General features: G+C 35.7%; 21 protein-coding genes. 7 read left to right on the plus strand and 14 right to left on the minus strand.

Annotated elements, in window-relative coordinates; all coding sequences use genetic code 11:
• Nucleotides 1-95: 95 nt before the first annotated feature.
• From ACJRPK_RS04485 to ACJRPK_RS04500, 4 genes are all read right to left on the minus strand, one after another.
• A complete protein-coding gene (locus ACJRPK_RS04485) occupies nt 96-1568 on the minus strand; it encodes a cellulose synthase family protein (RefSeq protein ID WP_407138592.1) in 1473 nt (490 codons plus the stop codon).
• On the minus strand, nt 1568-2260 hold the full coding sequence (locus ACJRPK_RS04490; protein WP_407138594.1) for a glycosyltransferase family 2 protein: 693 nt from the start codon (nt 2258-2260) through the stop codon (nt 1568-1570). Before ACJRPK_RS04490 ends, ACJRPK_RS04485 begins: the two co-directional genes overlap by 1 nt.
• Nucleotides 2261-2411: 151 nt before the next feature.
• On the minus strand, nt 2412-4010 hold the full coding sequence (locus ACJRPK_RS04495; protein WP_407138595.1) for a 4Fe-4S binding protein: 1599 nt from the start codon (nt 4008-4010) through the stop codon (nt 2412-2414).
• 27 nt (nt 4011-4037) lie between these two features.
• Nucleotides 4038-5351, minus strand: coding sequence for an NAD(P)/FAD-dependent oxidoreductase (locus ACJRPK_RS04500; protein WP_407138596.1), 1314 nt, complete (start codon nt 5349-5351; stop codon nt 4038-4040).
• A gap of 299 nt (nt 5352-5650) precedes the next feature.
• Between ACJRPK_RS04500 and ACJRPK_RS04505 the strand changes: the two genes are divergently transcribed.
• The 6 genes from ACJRPK_RS04505 to ACJRPK_RS04530 all read left to right on the plus strand — a co-directional run bounded on the left by ACJRPK_RS04505 (nt 5651) and on the right by ACJRPK_RS04530 (nt 10021).
• Nucleotides 5651-5803: a YqaE/Pmp3 family membrane protein gene (locus ACJRPK_RS04505; RefSeq protein ID WP_148781267.1), complete on the plus strand. Its 153-nt coding sequence runs from the start codon at nt 5651-5653 to the stop codon at nt 5801-5803.
• Between the two features lie 36 nt (nt 5804-5839).
• Nucleotides 5840-6418, plus strand: coding sequence for a hypothetical protein (locus tag ACJRPK_RS04510; protein WP_407138597.1), 579 nt, complete (start codon nt 5840-5842; stop codon nt 6416-6418).
• A 96-nt stretch (nt 6419-6514) separates the two neighbouring features.
• Nucleotides 6515-7612 (plus strand): acyloxyacyl hydrolase, encoded by a 1098-nt coding sequence (locus ACJRPK_RS04515; RefSeq protein ID WP_407138598.1) that lies wholly within the window; start codon nt 6515-6517, stop codon nt 7610-7612.
• Between the two features lie 11 nt (nt 7613-7623).
• Nucleotides 7624-8379 (plus strand): head GIN domain-containing protein, encoded by a 756-nt coding sequence (locus ACJRPK_RS04520; RefSeq protein ID WP_407138599.1) that lies wholly within the window; start codon nt 7624-7626, stop codon nt 8377-8379.
• A gap of 256 nt (nt 8380-8635) precedes the next feature.
• Complete coding sequence (locus ACJRPK_RS04525) at nt 8636-9214, plus strand: hypothetical protein (RefSeq protein WP_407138600.1); 579 nt, start codon at nt 8636-8638, stop codon at nt 9212-9214.
• Nucleotides 9215-9604: 390 nt separating this feature from the next.
• Nucleotides 9605-10021: a hypothetical protein gene (locus ACJRPK_RS04530; protein ID WP_407138601.1), complete on the plus strand. Its 417-nt coding sequence runs from the start codon at nt 9605-9607 to the stop codon at nt 10019-10021.
• Between the two features lie 69 nt (nt 10022-10090).
• Here the strand turns inward: ACJRPK_RS04530 and ACJRPK_RS04535 are convergent, their stop codons facing one another.
• The 9 genes from ACJRPK_RS04535 to ACJRPK_RS04575 all read right to left on the minus strand — a co-directional run bounded on the left by ACJRPK_RS04535 (nt 10091) and on the right by ACJRPK_RS04575 (nt 17083).
• Nucleotides 10091-10810, minus strand: coding sequence for a TIGR04283 family arsenosugar biosynthesis glycosyltransferase (locus tag ACJRPK_RS04535; RefSeq protein WP_407138602.1), 720 nt, complete (start codon nt 10808-10810; stop codon nt 10091-10093).
• A 21-nt stretch (nt 10811-10831) separates the two neighbouring features.
• Entirely contained in the window at nt 10832-11632 is an 801-nt protein-coding gene (locus ACJRPK_RS04540; protein WP_407138603.1) for a DUF547 domain-containing protein, read from the minus strand.
• A 16-nt stretch (nt 11633-11648) separates the two neighbouring features.
• Nucleotides 11649-12539 (minus strand): sterol desaturase family protein, encoded by an 891-nt coding sequence (locus ACJRPK_RS04545; RefSeq protein WP_407138604.1) that lies wholly within the window; start codon nt 12537-12539, stop codon nt 11649-11651.
• Nucleotides 12540-12652: 113 nt separating this feature from the next.
• Entirely contained in the window at nt 12653-13621 is a 969-nt protein-coding gene (arsM, locus tag ACJRPK_RS04550; protein WP_407138605.1) for an arsenosugar biosynthesis arsenite methyltransferase ArsM, read from the minus strand.
• Between the two features lie 23 nt (nt 13622-13644).
• Nucleotides 13645-14457, minus strand: a complete 813-nt coding sequence (locus ACJRPK_RS04555) for a purine-nucleoside phosphorylase (protein ID WP_407138606.1) — start codon at nt 14455-14457, stop codon at nt 13645-13647.
• A gap of 4 nt (nt 14458-14461) precedes the next feature.
• The gene (locus ACJRPK_RS04560) at nt 14462-15073 is read right to left on the minus strand and encodes a TIGR04282 family arsenosugar biosynthesis glycosyltransferase (RefSeq protein ID WP_407138607.1); all 612 of its coding nucleotides are present in this window, start codon (nt 15071-15073) and stop codon (nt 14462-14464) included.
• A gap of 26 nt (nt 15074-15099) precedes the next feature.
• Complete coding sequence (locus ACJRPK_RS04565; protein ID WP_407138608.1) at nt 15100-15594, minus strand: rhodanese-like domain-containing protein; 495 nt, start codon at nt 15592-15594, stop codon at nt 15100-15102.
• Between the two features lie 26 nt (nt 15595-15620).
• Nucleotides 15621-16676 (minus strand): arsenosugar biosynthesis radical SAM (seleno)protein ArsS, encoded by a 1056-nt coding sequence (gene arsS / locus ACJRPK_RS04570; RefSeq protein ID WP_407138609.1) that lies wholly within the window; start codon nt 16674-16676, stop codon nt 15621-15623.
• A gap of 71 nt (nt 16677-16747) precedes the next feature.
• Complete coding sequence (locus tag ACJRPK_RS04575; protein ID WP_148781279.1) at nt 16748-17083, minus strand: arsenosugar biosynthesis-associated peroxidase-like protein; 336 nt, start codon at nt 17081-17083, stop codon at nt 16748-16750.
• Between the two features lie 243 nt (nt 17084-17326).
• Between ACJRPK_RS04575 and ACJRPK_RS04580 the strand changes: the two genes are divergently transcribed.
• Entirely contained in the window at nt 17327-18358 is a 1032-nt protein-coding gene (locus ACJRPK_RS04580; protein WP_407138610.1) for a LacI family DNA-binding transcriptional regulator, read from the plus strand.
• A gap of 25 nt (nt 18359-18383) precedes the next feature.
• Here ACJRPK_RS04580 and ACJRPK_RS04585 read toward each other — a convergent pair whose 3' ends face one another.
• Entirely contained in the window at nt 18384-19235 is an 852-nt protein-coding gene (locus ACJRPK_RS04585; protein WP_407138611.1) for a phosphatase PAP2 family protein, read from the minus strand.
• Between the last annotated feature and the right edge of the window lie 108 nt (nt 19236-19343).

Raw genomic sequence — 19343 nt, forward strand, 5'->3', positions numbered from 1 at the left:
AGTCCGTTCCAAAGAATACGCAAAAATGAGATAAAAAAGAAAACTGAAAATCAGAAGTATGATTGGGATGCCACTATATTTCTGAAGTCGACCGATCACAGTTTTGAAGTGATAGATTTTATAAACACAAATCCAAATCCTAAGAATAACATCATATGAAATAAAAATAAACCAAAATCCTGTAGTTTAAAAGCACTATACAGTGCAAAACCAAAGTATCCCATGAGTAGTGCTTCAATAATGGTATTACCTGAAATATTTTTATTGATGTATTTGTTGTCTTTTAGATTATTTTTTAACGTACTTACATTGAATTTTGGCGTTCTAATGAATTCACTCTTCTTACCTAAATGACCTTCTAGTACTGCCACGGAGTTATGAACCGAAAACCCCATTGCAATTGAGAAAAATGTAAAAAACATTTTTATGTACTCCATAAAATTCCAAAAACCTTTACCATGAATCCTCTTAAAGGTGTACCAATAACAGAAGAAAAATATCACGGTGCTTAAGGCAAAAAAGGCGATGACATTAAAGTACCAGCTGAATAAAGGGTTACTATTTTTGATATACAAAATAGGTACGCTTAATATAGCCACCAATAAAACCAAAAGAAAAAGGCTACTATTTAATAAATGAAAAAAGCTATGCAATTTTGTTTTAAATGGCACAGTTGAATCCTTGAGGAGTTTCCAGAATAACTTCTGAAAATTTTCGGCAGCTCCTTTGTTCCAGCGAAATTGTTGCGAACGTGCAGCACTAATTACGATCGGTAGCTCCGCCGGAGTTTCTACATCTTCAAGATATTTAAACTTCCATTTTTTCATTTGCGCACGATAGCTCAAATCTAAATCTTCGGTTAGTGTATCTCCCTGCCAGTTACCGGCATCAAGAATACATTTTTTTCTCCACACACCGGCAGTACCATTAAAGTTGATAAAGTGATTATTATAATTTCTCCCTACTTGCTCCATTGTAAAGTGAAAATCCAATGCGAATGCCTGAATTTTAGTTAACAGGGAATAATTGCGGTTGATATGACTCCATCGTGTCTGAACGACACCAATACTTGAGTCTTTGAAAAAAGGAATGGTTCGTAGTAACCATTGGTTACCGGGCAAGAAATCGGCATCAAAGATAGCTACAAATTCACCTTTAGCTATGTTTAGACCTTCTTTAAGTGCACCCGCTTTAAAACCACTGCGATCTTCTCTGCAAATATGCTTGATATCAAGTCCTGTATCTCTTAATGTTTTTATTTGGGCTGCTGTACTCATAACAGATTCGTCAGTAGAATCATCCAGAACCTGAATTTCTAATTTATCTTTTGGATACTCTAATAGCGCTATGTTATCTAGCAAACGTTCCATTACATATAGCTCATTATAAACCGGTAGTTGGATGGTAACGAATGGGATCTCTTGTGAGTTCTCAAAATTGAAAACAGGAGATTCATCCGGTTGCCTTTGCGATTTTATATAATTAAAGAGCAGGTTGAGTTGCGTTAAACTATATAAAAAAATAATAAGTAACGCGAGGGTGTAAATTATGATAATGGCAATATCCACTATTTGAAACTGTATTTAAAAATCCAACTTAATATCTTAATGCCTGCAAATATAGCACCTTTTACCGTTCCAGAAACTTTTGAAACTCCTATTCGATTCTTATATGGTACTTTAACTTCGGTATAGGTATAATTTTTTTTGATCGCTTTTAACTGCATTTCCACAGTCCAACCATATGTTTTATCCTCCATTTCGAGTGCTAAAAGCTTACTGAACTTAATAGCCCGAAACGGTCCTAAGTCAGTAAATTTAGCTCCAAAAAATAAGCGCATAAGGTTTGTTGCCAGCCAATTTCCAAAAATTTGAGGAAGAGTCATAGCTCCTTGCTCTCTCAGCTCTTTGGTTCGAGCACCAATCACCAGGTCTATGTTATCAGTAAGAATGGGGTCAATAATCTCCGTCAGATTTTCTGGGTAATCACTATAATCCCCATCCAGGAATACAATAATATCAGGTTTAATCTCTTGATTTTTGATATATTCTATACCCTTCAAACAAGCATACCCGTATCCCATACGCGGCTCTTTCAACACGGTAGCCCCTGCTTTCTTAGCAGCTATTTCCGTATTATCTGATGAGTTGTTGCTCACCACCACTATTTCCGAAACAAATTTGGGAATATCTCGAATAACCAGTGGTATTGCATCCTCTTCATTAAAGGCGGGAATAATAACTTTTATAATTGAATTCATCTTTTCTATGAACCTAAGTAGTGTGTTTTTGCTAATGATGATTTTCAAAACTAGCGTGCAAAATCAAACGGCGCAATATCGTAAATAATATCCACTCTTGGCAGCTATTCCTGGACTAATGGGCTAAGCGTCCCACAGGTCTTGACATACTTTATTTTCCTTGATTAACATAGTCCATCAAATCGACATCATTACCAAGTAATATTTCATTGGAATTGATACGTCCGTTCATACTATCATTTTCCAGTTTTAAAACTCCACGAGGACAAACCGCCGAACAAATACCACAACCTACGCAGCTGGATCGAACAATATTTTCTCCTTTTTGCGCGTATGCTCTAACATCAATTCCCATCTCACAGTAGGTTGAGCAATTGCCACATGAAATACATTGTCCGCCATTTGTTGTAATTCTAAACCTTGAAAACAAACGTTGTTGAAACCCTAAAATTGCAGCCATAGGACATCCAAAACGACACCAAACGCGATTTCCAAAAATTGGATAAAATCCGGTCCCTACCACTCCGGAGAAAATTGCACCGATCATAAAACCATAACTCGCACGCAATTTTTCAGCTTCAAAAATGAATAGATTTCCATCGCTGCCAAAAAAGTGAAGCGCTAATAAGACAATGATGAGAGTGAAGTATCCTATGGCGCCATAAACGGCATCTTTGGCAAGTTCTTTACGTTTGAAAAGCATCACAAGAGCAAACACAAGTGTAAGCAATGTTCCTACTCCAATTAAAAACAGGTCTTTTGTCAACCAATACTTTGAACTGTCGTCTCCAAGATACGAGTGTACAACCGCTGTTGTCATTATAGTTACGAAGACTACAACACTGTGTACCACCCAACGCTCAATTTTCCAGGCAGCTTGACTTTTGTCACTCAGGTGTCTAAAAGGATCTCCAGCAGTCTCAGCAAGACCACCGCAACCACACACCCAGCTGCAGTACCATCGTTTACCATATTTATAGGTGAGTATAGGAGTAATTATAAAAATAGAAGCGATACCAAAAATCAATAGGGCTGTTCCTATCGAGCCGGCACTTATAAAACTATCCACCCTGTATTGCTCGAAGTTGTAATAATTAAGAGGCCAAATATTCTTAAGATCGTAATACGGTAAAGAGAAGGAATCTGAATTAAGCCTGGCCATAAACTCCGGAATCAAAAAAGCAAACGCTAGTTGGAAGAACATGACAGATATGGTTCTTAATTTTTCATATCGGTTGTGTTTATATTTTAAAAAGAACTTAAAGCCAAAAGCTAAAATCGCTATTGTATAAAGTGTGCCATATACAAACCACTGGCTTGCGGGGTTGCCACTAAGAATCTTGCTCAAGGGGTCAAATAATCCTACCAGACCGGTATTGTCACCTTCGTTACGCAATCCCAAAAACTGGGGATAAAAGTACAAAACGATATAAAATCCAGTTAATACGACGCCCAGTATCCACGCCCAAACACCACGATTTGCGATAGACTTAAACCAAACGCCATCATTTTTAATGCCCTCTGTCTTATGAGAATAGGCAGCTAGGGAGAACCAAATAATTCCGCTTGTTATTGCTGTAAGAGCGGCTGCAAGCCACATACTTTTATTGGGAAAATTATAGTTTGTGAGCGCTAAAATAAAAATACCTAATCCAGTCAATCCTAAAACAACTGCGAATTTTTGTGAAGTGGTTAATGACTTGGGAGGGTTGCCTCCTGTAAGTGATAGGTTATGTTCTATATGTTTCATACTATTGATCTAAAACGTAGATGATTGTTAATTTGTGTGTAAGGTATGTACGGTGTGGGATGCTTTGAAAGCTGTTTTTATTTCTGCCTCGTAGTGTGCATAGAACTCCGGGTCAAAATTAGCTTCTCTTAAGTTTTCGATGACGTAATGGACATCTTTTTTCTGAGTGAGCCAACGATCAAATACCTCGTGTCTTAAACGTATACCAAAGGTGTTGATCCCAATGAATTGTAGAGAGTCTTTGTTGTAATTAATTGTAATGCATTTAGTATCATCACTATGTCTCCAATGAAAATGTTTTTCATGTTCTTTAGGTTTTGCAAATACCCAACCATATGTCTGATATTCAATATCCAGGAACTTTGCGCTGTTAAACCAATGTCCCGGTTGATATTTCATAGGTTTTCCACAAAGTGTTTGTGCAACTACTTCTCCCATCATTCTTCCGGTATACCAAACAGCTTCTACAGGGTTTCTATTTCCAATAGCTGTGCGCTGCTCAGCGCAATCACCAATAGCATAGATAGATGGAATATTAGTTCTCAAATGGGCATCGACTAAAACACCTCGATTTGTTTCTATATTGCTCTCTTTAAGAAATTCGATATTGGGAGAAACACCAGCTGTGAGTCCCACCACAGAGCACTCAATTACTTCTTGCGTTTCTTTAATCACCACACCTTTCGCAGCACCCTGATCATCCAATAGAATTTTATCTAGATTAGTGTTTAGCCGTAAGTCAATATGATGATTTCTGATATGACGATTGATCATTTCACTCTCACCTGGAGGAAGTACGGTATCCCAAAAACTTTTCTCACGCACCAAAAATGTGACAGGGATATCTCTGGATCTCAGCATTTCTGCCAATTCAATTCCAATCAGTCCACCACCCACAATCACTGCTCTCTTGCATACAGTATTATTAGGCGCAACTTTTTCTAAGGTTTCCAAATCTTGTTTATGGTATAAACCAAGCACTCCCTTTCCATCCTGTCCCGGCCATCCAAATTTATTAGGCTTAGAACCAGTGGCTATGATCAGCTTATCAAACGAGAGCGTTTCTCCATTGTCAAAAATCAACATATTTTGTGCCCCTTGAATCTGAATTACATTACCTTGTTTGAGATTTATTTTGTTTTTCTTCCAAAACCAATTTTCGTAAGGCTGGGTGTGTTCAAATTTCATATGCCCCATATACACATACATTAAAGCTGTTCTCGAAAAAAAATACTCAGTTTCTGCAGATACCACCGTAATTTTTTTATCAGATAGTTTTCTAATATGGCGAGCGGCAGTTATACCAGAAATTCCGTTACCTAAAATTACAATGTGTTCCATAAGTAATATAAATGTATAGTTGACCTAAAATACGCTTCTCAAAACATTAGGTCGTTAAGAACTTTTAAAACTTAATCATTTTGTGTTATTTAGAATAATTACCAATAAGGACTTGAAAACTTGAAATGGAAAAAAACTATAATTATTCTGGTAAATAGTTAACTATTTTTTAAAAAATCCTCAAAAAATTAACATTATCACTCTTTTTGAGTTAAAGATATATCAATTGAAAAAACCTTAACGGTATCCCGTTTTGAATCGAAGTAGTTTTGTTTCATAACTAATCAAATTTTTATCGTATGTCGTTATTAACCATAATATTAAACATTTTACTACCGCCATTGGCCGTGTTCTTGAAACATGGGTTGGGTATGACTTTCTTAATCAGTGTTCTACTTACATTAATAGGTTGGTTGCCTGGAGTGATTCATGCATTTATAGTAAATGACTAAAATATTATTAATTAACTATCAAAATTCAAAACAATTATGAAAAAGCAATTATTATTACTGGCTATATTAAGTGCAACGCTAATTAGCTGTGATGTCAATCAAAAAAAAGAAGCCAAACTTCCAGATGTTGATGTGGATATTGATGCCGAAGAGGGTCAATTGCCAACGTATGATGTTGATTGGGCAGATGTAAATGTAGGAACAAAAACTAAAACCATAAAAGTGCCAAAAGTGGTAGTTGTCATGGAAGAAGAAGAAGTAGAAGTGCCTTACATCGATCTTGATATGCCTAATGAAGGTGAAAAAGAAGAAATGAGTATTGTTGTTGAGACCGAAGTATCGGGCAAGGAACATGATATTGAAATTCAGGAAATTCGCGCTGATGGTAAGCGATTGTATGTTATTTCAAAATTAGAAGCTTTAGATACTGATTTAGGAGATAAAACAATGCGTATACAAGATCAGATTGAAATTAACGCGCCTGATTTAGACATTAAACATATCATTGTAGGAGAGCGTCCTGACAGAACTTTTAATGGACAGTATACTTATGTAGGAACAATGAACGATTTTAATGATCGTATCAAAAACGCTAAGGTAATCTATAAGCGATAATACAGTTAATGGTTGATTTTTAGATTACTTTGTGGCTCTCAGATTTTTCTGAGAGCCATTTTTTTTGTTCTTTTAAATCCTCCTTACAAATCTTTAATGAAATACACCTATACCTTTTTAATTCTCTTAGTTTGCTTTTGTTGCACTGCTCAAAATAAATATGCTACCCGTTATTATTTTGATGCCCATTATTTCTACGGAACGATATTAGAACATAATCCTGATATAAGTCATTTGATTACACAACATCCGGAGGGAGTGGTACTAAGTTATAACCGTAAGACTTATGGAGAAAGACCATGGGAAGGATGGTACAACTATCCGGATTATGGGGTGTCTTTTATTTACCAAGACATGCAGAATGAGTTTCTCGGGGATAATTATGGTTTGTATGGACATATGAATTTTTATTTTTTGAAAAAACATGTTCAGTTTAGGTTGGGTCAGGGAATTGCAATTACTACAAATCCTTATGATAGAAATAGTAACTACATCAACAATGCATATGGATCTAGACTTCTTAGTTCAACATATATAAAATTGAATTATACACGCCCCGCTCTTTACAAAGGAATCGGTTTAGAGGCCGGAGGCACTATAATCCATTATTCTAATGCAAGTTCAAAAGCTCCGAACAACAGTACTAATACCTTCGCTTTTACCGTAGGGCTTACTTATGATCCAAATTATACCGAAGAAAGAAGTTATATAGCCAAGGACTCAACAACCTTCAAAAATCAGCCGTTACGATTTAATCTCGCGGTATTGGCAGGTGCTAATGAAACCGATGTAATCGGATCTGGACGGTATCCTTTTGTAACCTTTTCAGGCTACGTGGAAAAGCGCATTGGTCGTAAGAGCGCTCTGCAACTAGGCGCAGATTTTTTTGTGTCCGAATTTTTAAAAGAATATATTAAATATAGATCAATTGCATTTCCTGAAGATGGAATTGATGGAACCGAAGACTATAAGCGGGTTGGATTGACTGCAGGGCATGAGTTATTTATAGGGGATCTTTCGGTAGTAACTCAAGTTGGCTATTACGTATATTATCCGGTGCCTTATCAAGGAAGGTGGTACAACAGGCTGGGTCTGAAGTATTATCTTTATAAAGACATCTTTGCTAATGTAACTGTCAAATCTCATGGTGCAACGGCAGAGGGTGTGGAGTTTGGAATGGGAATACGATTGTAAAAAGATATAAGATGGTTAGATTATTGGCAATTATCATTGTAGTTATCATGTGTGTAGGATGCGATGCGGAAAATGCTCCCGATTGTTTTCAGGCTGCAGGTGATACTATTAAAAAAGAATTTGTGGTTCCTGAGTATTCAAAAATTTCAGTGCTACAGCGTACGCAATTAATAGTCAAACAAGGAATTGCTCAATCCGTGGTAGTGGAAACAGGGGAGAACCTATTGGATGACATTGACATATATGTACAGGATGGTACCTTAATTATAGATAATAAGAACGCCTGTAATTTGGTTCGTGAATATGGACTAACCAAAGTGTATGTTACACAGCAAGAGTTGTCTGAAATAAGAAATGCAAGTGGTCTCCCCGTGAGAAGTGATGGCATGCTATCATATGCTACGCTACAACTAACATCAGAGGATTTGGAGACTGAAGATGCATTTCATAAAACAGGAGACTTTTATTTAGAACTGACATGTGATAGTCTAAGCATTATTACTAACGGAAAATCAAATTTTTTCTTATCAGGAGCGGTTAATACACTAGATCTACAGTTTATGGAAGGGGATAGCCGCTTTGAGGGTAAGGATTTGAGTGTCAATACCGCTACTATTTTTCACCGAGGTACAAATGATATATATCTAAATCCACGGAATGCTGTGACCGGTGAGCTAAGAAGCACAGGAAACTTAATTTTATTTAATACGCCCCCTGTTCTTGATGTGAAAGCCTTGTATAAGGGAAAGGTGATAATCAAAAATTGAAAACGTATATGCTATTTCTATCCTATTTCGACTGATTTTTTTTAAAAAATGGGGATAATTCCTATGAAATGATTGGGTTGAATGTTTCATATCGCTATAATTGTGTCAAATTGCTTGTATACTCTCAAAACAATCAATATTTGTTAAAACCTTAAACCTAAATAATGATTCCGCCAATTGTAATTTTATCGATAGTTATAATTCTATTTATCACTGGAATAATTTTGATTATTCGCTTTGTGAAGAAAAACAATAAATGAAGTTAATATTTTTGATATCACTTTTTTTGTCTTACTCTTCTTTATTAAGTCAGGAATACTCGAGTCAATTTGCTTATTTTTCTAAAATAGAAAAACAGGAAAATTTACAGTCATTTTTTAACGAAATGTTGGATGTGGATATGTCCCTTCAATTAATCAAAGTTTTAGATGGAGAAATAATTGATCTTTTATTTATTCAAAGTGAAAACTTTAATTTTTTAGAGGGCGTTAAAAACGATAATGAGTATCAGGATTTTTTGTATTATCGATATCATGACATTTATGCTGCGTTATTTCAGTATGACCAGATAAAAGGAGTTAGAATACGAGTTAAAAATGAAGAGTTGTCAGGGAATCTCTATTCTGTGGTTGAGGATCATGTAACTTATTTTCCTTCTAAAAAAGAATTTAAAATGAGAGTTCCTCGAGGAATACTATATAAAAAGTGGTATGTACCAACTATCGATTATAGTGACGTCTTTTTTGAGAACGATCTTTCAAAAATTCCTATAGAAAAAATAGATGATATTATTTTTGAATTTAAAGTTAGACATATTAAGAAAATCAAGGAGTAAGCCTAGAGTCCATAGTAAAGAGTAAGCAATAATTAAACCATCAGTAGGATATCCAAATTAAAATTCATTTACGCATTTATTACGATTGCAATTTTAAATACCAACTTGGTATGATGTTCTAGAGATTCTATCGAAACTAACCCGAATTACGAAACTCCAATTGATAGTATAGAAAATCACGGTTTTCTAAAGCGGATAGTGTAAAGTCTAATATTGTAAAACCTAGAAGCTCATTAAAATTGACACTGATAAGGAAGCACAACTTTATTTTGAAAGTGTAAATAGCTATATAGAGAAATCATCAAATAGCTTAAACCTTTTAAAAATCTAAAAGCAAAATCTAGCCAATCATTTCCTATCGTACTTGAAGATGTTGTTAATGAACTTATTATGTCTTGTCTACCACCAATGCTTAAACCATCCAACAGGAGTAAAGGAGGAGGGGGAGGAGGCTCCGTTGCTGGAACAATCTGTTTGTCTAAAGAAGCATTTGCAGGTACATACTATAATGTCCGTCTAGTTTATGAAACGGACGAATATGGTAGGCTTAGAATAAAAGAATCTAGTTCTTACATCTCAGGGCTCACTTATGGCTGGGAATATACCCATCATACCTCTTATACTAGAATTAGTGCTGATAATACTGTTAGTTTTGAAGTCGATGGGACAACAAGTATTAACGTTGATATAGGAGGGATTGGAACTGTATCTACCAGAAGTACTCTTTTAAAAGGCTCTTATAATCCTTGTACTGGAAGAGGAGGAATTGAAAAAATCCTGGAAAGTTATCAAGATAATCAAAATTGATATGAACATGAAGTTTTAGTATCAAATCAGTGCAGTATAAAGCACTGATTGGATTTATATATTGAGTGATCACTTCGCTACCTTCTCTTTATAATAAGCACAAAGCTCTTCACCAGAGGCGCCAAACCATCTTTTTATATAGATAATCAGAAAATGATACTGTAACCGCCAAACGCCATGTTCTTGATAACGGCGTGACGACGTAACAACCCATGAGGGAATAACAGAAAATATTTTTTGATCATATAATTTACCAATGAAATGATTATCCTCAAATACAACATAACGTTCATCATATCCACCAATCTCTTGAAATACTTTTTTGCAAACAAATAAACTCTGATCCCCTCCTCTGCAAGCTCGGTGATTTATTTTGGTGAACCAGGCCATAAGTTCAAGCCACCAATGTTTGTGGTCAAACTTCATTCTAAAACATCCTGCTCGCTTATTGTCTTTAACGTAGGTAACGATAGCTTCATCAAAATGCTTTGGAGGTAAGCTATCTGCATGTAAAAAATATAAAATATCAGCTTCAGCTTTATTAGCTCCGAAGTTCATCTGAACAGCTCTGCCTTTATTTGATCTAAAAACTTTTATTGGAAATGCGCCAATCTTTTGTGCGACGCGATGACGATCATAGTCATTTACTTTTTTGAGTGTATCATCTGTACTTCCACCATCAATTAATAATAGCTCGTGTATCTGAGTGCCCGATACCTGATCGAGATGCTTCAAAAGCACTTCGATAGTGTTTTCTTCATTAAAAACAGGAACAATAATACTAATCATTCAATAAGACGGTTCTTAAGCTTATTCGTTTAGATTCCAGTTATAGTCTAGGTAATCAATAGTTGCATTTTTGCTGATTTTGATATCCGTAAAGGGGTTGATAAAATCAATAACAGATTCGTTTCCGTTAATTAAATAATCACCTTTATACCAATCAAATATAGACGAAAGTTTTAGAGAGTTCTCTGAGATCTGATTTTTTTCGCTATTTATAAATTCTCGTGTTGCTTTATCTAACTGCTCATTAATTTTACCTGCCGTATAGGCTTCGTTTAGTAATTTAGGGCATGATATGGAGGCACAGTTGATAGCAAAATGTATTCTGGGCTCGTTCATTTTACGAAGCACACCGTTTTCGATTCCTCCTAATGATAACGTACGATCCCCTATAGGCACGATAGCTTTGGTCCAGGCACCGCTAATATCCTTAATACTTTTAACGGGGTAATTTTCAACAATTAAGTCTACTGTATACGCATTGTATAGATTAATATAGAATGCTAAGAGTTCTTGTAAGGACCAGTCATCGTTGGGTTGCATACTGGATACATATTTCAAATACTTCTGTAACTCCTCCCGGTTATCCTTCAGGCTTTTATAATCAACATCACCATTGGCATCCACGTATCTTTTTAAGATCTTATCCCACGCCGCATGATCTACATTCATGACTGAATTAGCGGTCGTTGAGGTTAGTTGCTGCGGAGTTGTCTTTGTGGGTTGACCCTGACTGGTCAGTCCTGCAGCACCCAATAGAGTACAACTACCAATTAGGATACTGGTAGTAAAGAGTAATATTAAACTTTTAGGTATCATTTTCATAGTATTTTATGTTCGGTTATTTCTTTTTAAAACTTAATGGATATAATTCCTGAGCAATGAAATTATTAGGAAATTGCTCATCATTCTCAAAACCTAATTCAATATCTCTTCCGTTTGAGGGAATGTGATCTGTCTTAAACATATAATCCCAAAGACTAAGTGAGATCCCAAAGTTTACCCCTACAGTTTTATGCTTAGGTAAAGTTTTTGAATGATGCCAAATATGCATCTTAGGATTATTGAATATGTATTTCATAAATCCATAATCCCAACCTAGGTTTGCATGGTTGAGATGACCGATGGTCAGCGCAAAGAAATGAACAATTGCGACATCTTGAGCATCAAAACCTCCAATAATAGCTAATGGAATATATAAAATAGATTTATAAAGTACCGGCTCCATCCAATGGTATCTCAGGTGACCGGCAAAACCCATTTCCTTAATGGAATGATGAACTTTATGAAAATTCCATAAAAAAGGGACTTTGTGTAACAATCTATGGGTGTTCCACTGAACGAAATCAGTCACAAGAAAAAATATAAGGAGACCTAAAAATCGTGGTAATACATCGATATCAAATAGCTGAAAATCTGAAATCTTCAAGCCAATACTCCCTAAAAGATCATTGAAGAAACGCTCAGCAACGTTTGAGAGAGCAATAAAAACAATTAAATTAAGCAAAAAGAAATTGAAAAACATATAAAAGGCATCTAGCCAAAAATCCTTGCGAAACTTAGATTGATTTTTTCTCCACGGAAAAATAATTTCGAGGATCCAGACGATTAGTGATACAACGATTAATCCATAAAAGTAATTCGCCCAGGAATTTTCAAACAAAACTTCTTTTACAAGATAGTTCCAGTATCCCGTATAAGATTCACCAACAGTCTGAAGATATTTTTCCATAAAATAAAATAACTATTCAACTATAACATAGTCGTAATAAACATATGAAGCTAACAGATGTTCTTGTAGTATTGAAGGCGGATTGTGGCAAATAGCACAATCCGCCTGAAGATCTAGCAGCAACCCCCACCATCATAGTGGTAAGTTGATTCACTGATAAAAATATCATCTCTTTTAAGATCAGCCAATGCGTTCGCTGTTTTGTCACAAATTGCCAAGGGTTGATTTTTTACCAAAACATGACCTTTCTTGTCGTCAAAGTGATTGCCATCTCCGTAATATATCGCAGCCTTACCTGTAAAGATGCAAGGGCCATCTGCTGGCATTGGATCTTTAATAGCTGCTACTTCGATGGATTCAATGTAAATCAATTCATCAGTTGCATAATTTTTTGGGTCCAAAATACGATACGGCTTGCGCGCTCTAATCTCAATGGTACCAAAGCCTACATCAGTTAAGGCTTTTACATATTCTGCAATAGGAAGACTACCACTTAGGCACAAAGCTCTTAACCGCTCGTCATTACGCAACGTATCATTCATCGATTGTTCACAGGTTGGATCACTCATAACGAGTCTGCCATGTGGTTTTAAGACGCGGTACATTTCTTCGATCGCTTTTTTAAGATCATCAGCCTTGAAAATATTAAAAAGGCAATTTTGTGCTGCCACATCGATGCTGTTATCGTCTACCGGAAGGTTAAGTGCATCTCCAAAGCGCAAGTCTACAAAATCACTTTTAAACCAGTCATTTTGAGTTTCAGCTACTTTAAAGTTCTTTTCTGAAGCTTCAATCATTTCCTTAACGACATCGACACCAATCACGCCCCCTTTTTGTCTGGAAAAATATGAGAATTGTAGTAACTCCATACCTCCACCAACACCAACGTATAATACTTTGGGATTATTTGTGAGATCTCTGGCATTAACGGTACTTCCACAACCGTAATTCATTTCTTGCATGATCTTTGGAATCTTTAATCCCGGTAATTCCCAAATTGGGTTGGTAGTACAGCATAATCCTACATCTGGGGTAAGTGCAGCATCTTTATAAACGTCATGGGTAGTATCTAAGTAGCTCATAGTATTTATTATTGTAAGTATTTTTATAGTGATTTGATGACTTCTTTAAAAATTGTAATCATGTCAGGCTCAGCTTTTGCGGCCATACTGATAATTTCCTCAATATTAATAGGTTTTAGATTGTTTGGATCACACTCATCAGTTAATACAGATAATGCAACCACAGGTAGATCAAGATGGTTTGCTACAATCACCTCGGGCACCGTACTCATGCCAACAGCGTCAGCACCGATAATTTTTAAATATTTATATTCTGCTCTCGTTTCAAGCTGTGGTCCTAAGACCGATGCATACACCCCTTTATGTAATTTTATTTTGTGCTCTTTGGCAATAGCTTCTATCTTATTATTAATGGTGGTATCATAAGGAGCGCTCATATCGGTAAAACGCGTACCCATTTGTTCTACACCTTTAAAGGCCAATGGAGATCCTCCTTGTAGGTTGATATGGTCATCAATAAGCATCAATTCACCCTTGTTAAAGTCGAGGTTCACAGCTCCTGAAGCATTAGAAACTAAGAGTGTTTTTATACCTAGACTGTGCATTATGCGTACTGGATAGGTCACATCCTGAAGTGTGTATCCTTCATACAAGTGAAACCTCCCCTGCATAACGATCACGTTTTTGCCTTCAAGTTTTCCGTAAATCAACTTTCCTTTGTGAAACTCAACTGTCGCGGTGGGAAAGTAAGGGATGTGATTATAACTAATTTCTTTTATTACTTCAAGTTCGTCCAAAAGTTGTCCCAAACCTGTACCGAGAATAATTCCTACTTCAGGATTCTCAAATCCTTTATCTCTCAGATAATCTCTTGTTTCTTCAATATAATTGGTCATATTTTTATTTTATAAATTGTTGAAATACTTCGATATCTTTAATGTCTTCAAAATAATCGATATCGTTTCGTTCCTCTAAAACTTTAACTTTTTTGCCTTCCAAGTCTTTTAGTGTATCCTTTAAAACTGTGGCTGTTCCCCATTCTTTATTTTGAAAGAGAGGGCTTGTCAATGTATTCATTCCCAAAAGATAATATCCGCCATCTTCTGCTGGTCCGATGACGTAATCGTTTGTTTTTAAAGCCTCAAAAGCAGCCTCGATATCTTTTTGCTCAACATCGTATAAGTCACTTCCCATTATGATAATATGTTGGTAACCATTCTCAAACCCAGCAGAAAATGCTTGCAGCATTCGTGCCCCTAAATCTTCGCCTAATTGGTTTTTCTTATTATATAGTGTAGGATCCCAAATATCATTTTCTCTTACTTTTACAGAATAATGAACCTCTTTGTCGACTTTAAGGCCTCTGGTCACATTAACCGTATGCTGCAATAGAAACTTATAAATATCAAGTGCAGATTGCTCACCTATAGTGGCGGCTAATCTGGTTTTGCATTTTCCTAATTCAGGATTTCTGGTAAATAGTAGAAGAAGATTTTTTGTTCTTGTAGTCAATCTTAGTGAGTTTTTATTAATTTTAGTTAGAATACATTAATAGCGTTTTTTGAATACTTACTCCATTGCTCAGAGTAGATGTGCAAGCTATCAGTTTCAATAGCATTCCTATTTATGATGGGTAAATTCTTGTTTTTCCATTCAAAAATTCCTCCATACAGATTTTTGACGTTTTTGTAGCCTGCATTGATCAACTTTTTACCAGTTGCATGAGAGCGTACACCAACACTACAATATACGACGATTAATGTATTTTGGTTTGGATAAATTTTCTTAAAAGTATCTAAGTTAAAATTTTCGTAATCAACAAAGATGGAAGTAGCGATATGACTTACCGCATGCTCTTTTTTAGATCTGGAATCCAAAACAACAGCTTCATCTTTACACATTATTAATTCTTCTATTGAAATGTAAGGAACTGAATTATCGGTATAGCGATGTAACAGCGCATCCAAATTTGACTGAGCCGTGATATCCTTGCCAAGACATCCTAAAAGAATACAAATAATATATTTCATCATATCATAATCCATTTAAGATTTAACGATTAGGCAACAGTTCCCTGACAGCTACTGCCGGCACCTGCAGTACAACCATAGCAATGCTGCGAAATGATTATATCTCTATTGTTTAAGATGTCTTCATTGTAATCTTTGATATGCTGAATTTTACTAGCTACTTTAAGATCGAGCATTTGATTAAAATCACAATCAAATAAATAGCCATCCCAACTTATTGAGATTGTATTGGTGCACATTACATTTGCAACGGCCCCGGGATTATAAGCTTCAACCAAGGCATACATATAGTCTTCATAATTTTCTGAGGCTATTAGGTAGTCTAGAAATCTGCTGATGGGTAAGTTGGTTATGGCAAATAAATTATGAAATTGAATATCAAAATCCTCTGATAGTGCTTTTTTAAAATCACGCTCCAATGCCCCTTGATCACCAGGTAAAAAAGCGCCCGAAGGATTGTATACTAAGTCTAGCTTCAGATCACTACCAGGCATTCCATAACCTCTTTCATTTAATTCCTGTAATGCTTTAATAGACTTATCAAAAACTCCATCACCTCTTTGTTTATCAGTTTTACCTCGCGTCCAGTGTGGCATCGAGGATACAACATGCACATTATACTTTTTAAAAAAATCAGGTAAATCGTAATATTTTTTATTAGCTCTAATGATAGTTAGGTTACTACGAACTATGAAATCTTTTATTCCGGCTTTACTAGCTTCTTCAACGAACCATCTGAAATTAGGATTCATTTCGGGTGCTCCACCAGTGAGATCCAACGTATGCGCACCAGTGTTTTTAATCACTTCTAAACAATGTGACATGGTTTCCTTCGTCATGATTTCTTTACGATCCGGTCCGGCATCCACATGGCAATGCTCACAAACTTGATTACACATATATCCTACATTGATTTGTAGAATTTCTAATTTATTTGGACGTAAAGTTTTATGGCCTGATTCGGCTATTTTATCTGAAAATTTTGGAAGTTCGCCATTTTGGAAAATCCCGTTGTTAAGTATTTCAAGTTGTTTATTAGCGTAAGCTAATTCGTCATTTCTTTTATGTAAAGATTTCGTCGCCATAGATAAAGGGTAAACTATTAATATAGTATAGGTTTTGGAGCTAAGTGTTTTTGCAAGTATAAACGATCTAATTACATAGATAGTTTTTCGTATTTGTTCATCATTTGAACACCATGAACGAGTGTAGCTCCACTTTCGATTGCAGCTCCAGCATGAACGGCCTCCATCATTTCTTCTTTTGTAATGCCGCGCTGTAATCCATCTTTTGTATACGCGTCAATACAGTAGGGGCATTTTACCACATGCGATACAGCTAGGGCTATTAGGGATTTTTCTCGAGCCGTTAAGGCTCCTTCTTCAAAAACTTTTCCATAGTAATCAAAAAATTTCTTACCTAATTCTTCACTCCATTCTGTAATGTTTCCAAATTTGCGCAAATCTGCAGGGTCATAATAGGGCTTTGCCATAATCGTTTTAAATTTTTACGAGTCTTTGATGTAGTCGTTATAGTGTCATCACAACTTACAAAAAAATGTTGAACATTGAGGGGTACCGTGAATTGAAAAGAATAAAAGCACCTCACAATTCTGTTAAATAATCATTTTAGGTTTCAAGATTATACAAAGAGAATCCAAAACCAATTAAATAACGTATTTTTAACCTTTGTCGCACTAGTTTTTGTTTGTTATGCTGTGCTAATATTTATAAGGATGAGGAAAAAAGTAACATTAAAGCAATTGGCAAAGGAGCTAAATTTATCAATTTCTACAGTGTCTAAATCATTAAAGAATGATAGGGAAATAAGCCAGAAAACAATTGCGAGGGTTAAGGAATTAGCAGAATTCTATAAATATAAACCTAATGCGTTAGCGGTAAGTTTGAAAAGTAGCAGAACCAATACTATTGGTGTTATTCTACCGGAAATTTTAAATCATTTTTTCGCTAAAGTTTTAAATGGTATTGAGCAAGAAGCGTCAAAACATGGCTATAAAATTTTAACATGCATTTCTAATGAGTCCTATCAGAAAGAGGTGGATTATGTGGAGATGCTATCCAATAATAGTGTGGATGGTTTAATTATGTCGTTGAGTCAAGAAACACAAATCACCAATCAATTGGATCATATTAAGGAGTTAAAAAGAGATAATATTCCTGTGGTATTATTTGACCGTATTAATGAAACCATAGATTGTGATAAGGTAATTATTGATGATGAGAAAGCGTCGAGTAAAGCGATGCAACATCTAGTTGACTCTGGATGTAAAAATATTGCGATAGTCACTACCATTTCAAGCCTAAGTGTAGGGGAGTTGAGATGCACAGGAGCTAAGAAGATAGCCGAGATGTATGATGATGTCTCCTATCATATGCTTATGATTGAGGAGGTTGCTAATGTGGAATCCATAATTGAAGAATTTTTAACATCCAATGCTGTAGATGCTGTTTTAGGATTAGATGAGACTGCCGCTGCAGTTTCAGTTAATATAGCTGCCAAAATGGGATTAAAAATTCCAGAGCAGTTGTCAGTTATTGGTTTTACAGATGGGTTGTTGGCTAAATATTCGTATCCTAAATTGAGTATTGTTTCACAACATGCAGAAACATTAGGGGCCATAGCAACGCAACGTTTATTTAAACGTTTAGCGATGAAACCTTCAGAAAAAAATAAAGCTGTAACCGAAATTGTTGAAACAACACTATTGCTGAGAGCTTCGACGTTGCCGGTGCTAAAAAATAAATAGTTCAGTAGGGAGAACTAAATCATATCTAAAAACTACCAATTAAACCGAGCTGACCGGGTCCCATGGTGATATTCCATTTGATACCAAGACGCTTACTTTTATAAGCATATCTCTTATTTTTATTTAAGTAATTGTCAATACCATCGACTACTACTACACTGATTGCTACTCCTAAAACTACGTCGGTCAACCAGTGTGCGCCTGCCCAGAGTCTAGAAACAGGAGATACAAGTCCTAAAGCGTAAATTCCGCCTTTAACATAGGGATTAGTAAATTGTTTTGAAATTGCGTAAGCAGTGGTGAATGAAAGAATTGCATGCCCTGATGGAAAAGAATGATATCCTGAATCATTAGAATAAAATCTAAAATCAGTGGATCCCTTTCCTGTTGAGGGTCGCGCTCTACCGGCCAAAGTTTTACTAATGGTTTGTATAATGCCACCGGCAGTGGCCGATGCAATAAGGAGAATACCTGTTTTGCGAACCTTTTCGTTTTTTGTAAGTATGCCAAAGGCATATACACCAGTTGTTAATCCGTAATTTAATAAAGGTTTACCAAAGCGAAATCCGGTTTCTTTCACAATATGAGGAATGTCCTCTTCTTGCTCTAAAAAATAATCATTTGCAGGTTCGTCTATGGCAAGAAGTAAGGCGCTACCCGCTACAATCCCGGCAAAAGTTGTCCAATCTCTTTTTTTCCAACGTACAGGATTTGTGTAGACATGTTTGATTCCGCCAAAGGCTGAAGCTCCATCATGTTTAATCATGTCCCATCTAGACATTTCTGGATCGGTTTCTAAACTATCTTCATCTTGTCCAAACATTTGGAAACTGATAATCCAGAATAAAAGGAAGCTAAATACTTTTAATAAATTCATTCGGCAAAAGTAATAGCTTGCCATCAACCTTGTCTTAAATTTATCTAAAAAAAAAGCATCAATTTTATCTTTGAAAGCTGAGATATTATCATTCGATAGCGTAAGGTA

The organism is Aquimarina sp. 2-A2, assembly GCF_045505135.1.
In the GTDB taxonomy this organism is placed as follows: domain Bacteria; phylum Bacteroidota; class Bacteroidia; order Flavobacteriales; family Flavobacteriaceae; genus Aquimarina; species Aquimarina intermedia.

What these genes read in the sequence shown, in the direction of transcription:
- ACJRPK_RS04490 (WP_407138594.1), bottom strand. Translation starts at nt 2,260, where the DNA reads ATGAATTCAATTATAAAAGTTATTATTCCCGCCTTTAATGAAGAGGAT.
- ACJRPK_RS04495 (WP_407138595.1), bottom strand. Translation starts at nt 4,010, where the DNA reads ATGAAACATATAGAACATAACCTATCACTTACAGGAGGCAACCCTCCC.
- ACJRPK_RS04500 (WP_407138596.1), bottom strand. Translation starts at nt 5,351, where the DNA reads ATGGAACACATTGTAATTTTAGGTAACGGAATTTCTGGTATAACTGCC.
- ACJRPK_RS04505 (WP_148781267.1), top strand. Translation starts at nt 5,651, where the DNA reads ATGTCGTTATTAACCATAATATTAAACATTTTACTACCGCCATTGGCC.
- ACJRPK_RS04510 (WP_407138597.1), top strand. Translation starts at nt 5,840, where the DNA reads ATGAAAAAGCAATTATTATTACTGGCTATATTAAGTGCAACGCTAATT.
- ACJRPK_RS04515 (WP_407138598.1), top strand. Translation starts at nt 6,515, where the DNA reads ATGAAATACACCTATACCTTTTTAATTCTCTTAGTTTGCTTTTGTTGC.
- ACJRPK_RS04520 (WP_407138599.1), top strand. Translation starts at nt 7,624, where the DNA reads ATGGTTAGATTATTGGCAATTATCATTGTAGTTATCATGTGTGTAGGA.
- ACJRPK_RS04525 (WP_407138600.1), top strand. Translation starts at nt 8,636, where the DNA reads ATGAAGTTAATATTTTTGATATCACTTTTTTTGTCTTACTCTTCTTTA.
- ACJRPK_RS04530 (WP_407138601.1), top strand. Translation starts at nt 9,605, where the DNA reads ATGTCTTGTCTACCACCAATGCTTAAACCATCCAACAGGAGTAAAGGA.
- ACJRPK_RS04535 (WP_407138602.1), bottom strand. Translation starts at nt 10,810, where the DNA reads ATGATTAGTATTATTGTTCCTGTTTTTAATGAAGAAAACACTATCGAA.
- ACJRPK_RS04540 (WP_407138603.1), bottom strand. Translation starts at nt 11,632, where the DNA reads ATGAAAATGATACCTAAAAGTTTAATATTACTCTTTACTACCAGTATC.
- ACJRPK_RS04545 (WP_407138604.1), bottom strand. Translation starts at nt 12,539, where the DNA reads ATGGAAAAATATCTTCAGACTGTTGGTGAATCTTATACGGGATACTGG.
- arsM (WP_407138605.1), bottom strand. Translation starts at nt 13,621, where the DNA reads ATGAGCTACTTAGATACTACCCATGACGTTTATAAAGATGCTGCACTT.
- ACJRPK_RS04555 (WP_407138606.1), bottom strand. Translation starts at nt 14,457, where the DNA reads ATGACCAATTATATTGAAGAAACAAGAGATTATCTGAGAGATAAAGGA.
- ACJRPK_RS04565 (WP_407138608.1), bottom strand. Translation starts at nt 15,594, where the DNA reads ATGATGAAATATATTATTTGTATTCTTTTAGGATGTCTTGGCAAGGAT.
- arsS (WP_407138609.1), bottom strand. Translation starts at nt 16,676, where the DNA reads ATGGCGACGAAATCTTTACATAAAAGAAATGACGAATTAGCTTACGCT.
- ACJRPK_RS04575 (WP_148781279.1), bottom strand. Translation starts at nt 17,083, where the DNA reads ATGGCAAAGCCCTATTATGACCCTGCAGATTTGCGCAAATTTGGAAAC.
- ACJRPK_RS04580 (WP_407138610.1), top strand. Translation starts at nt 17,327, where the DNA reads ATGAGGAAAAAAGTAACATTAAAGCAATTGGCAAAGGAGCTAAATTTA.
- ACJRPK_RS04585 (WP_407138611.1), bottom strand. Translation starts at nt 19,235, where the DNA reads ATGAATTTATTAAAAGTATTTAGCTTCCTTTTATTCTGGATTATCAGT.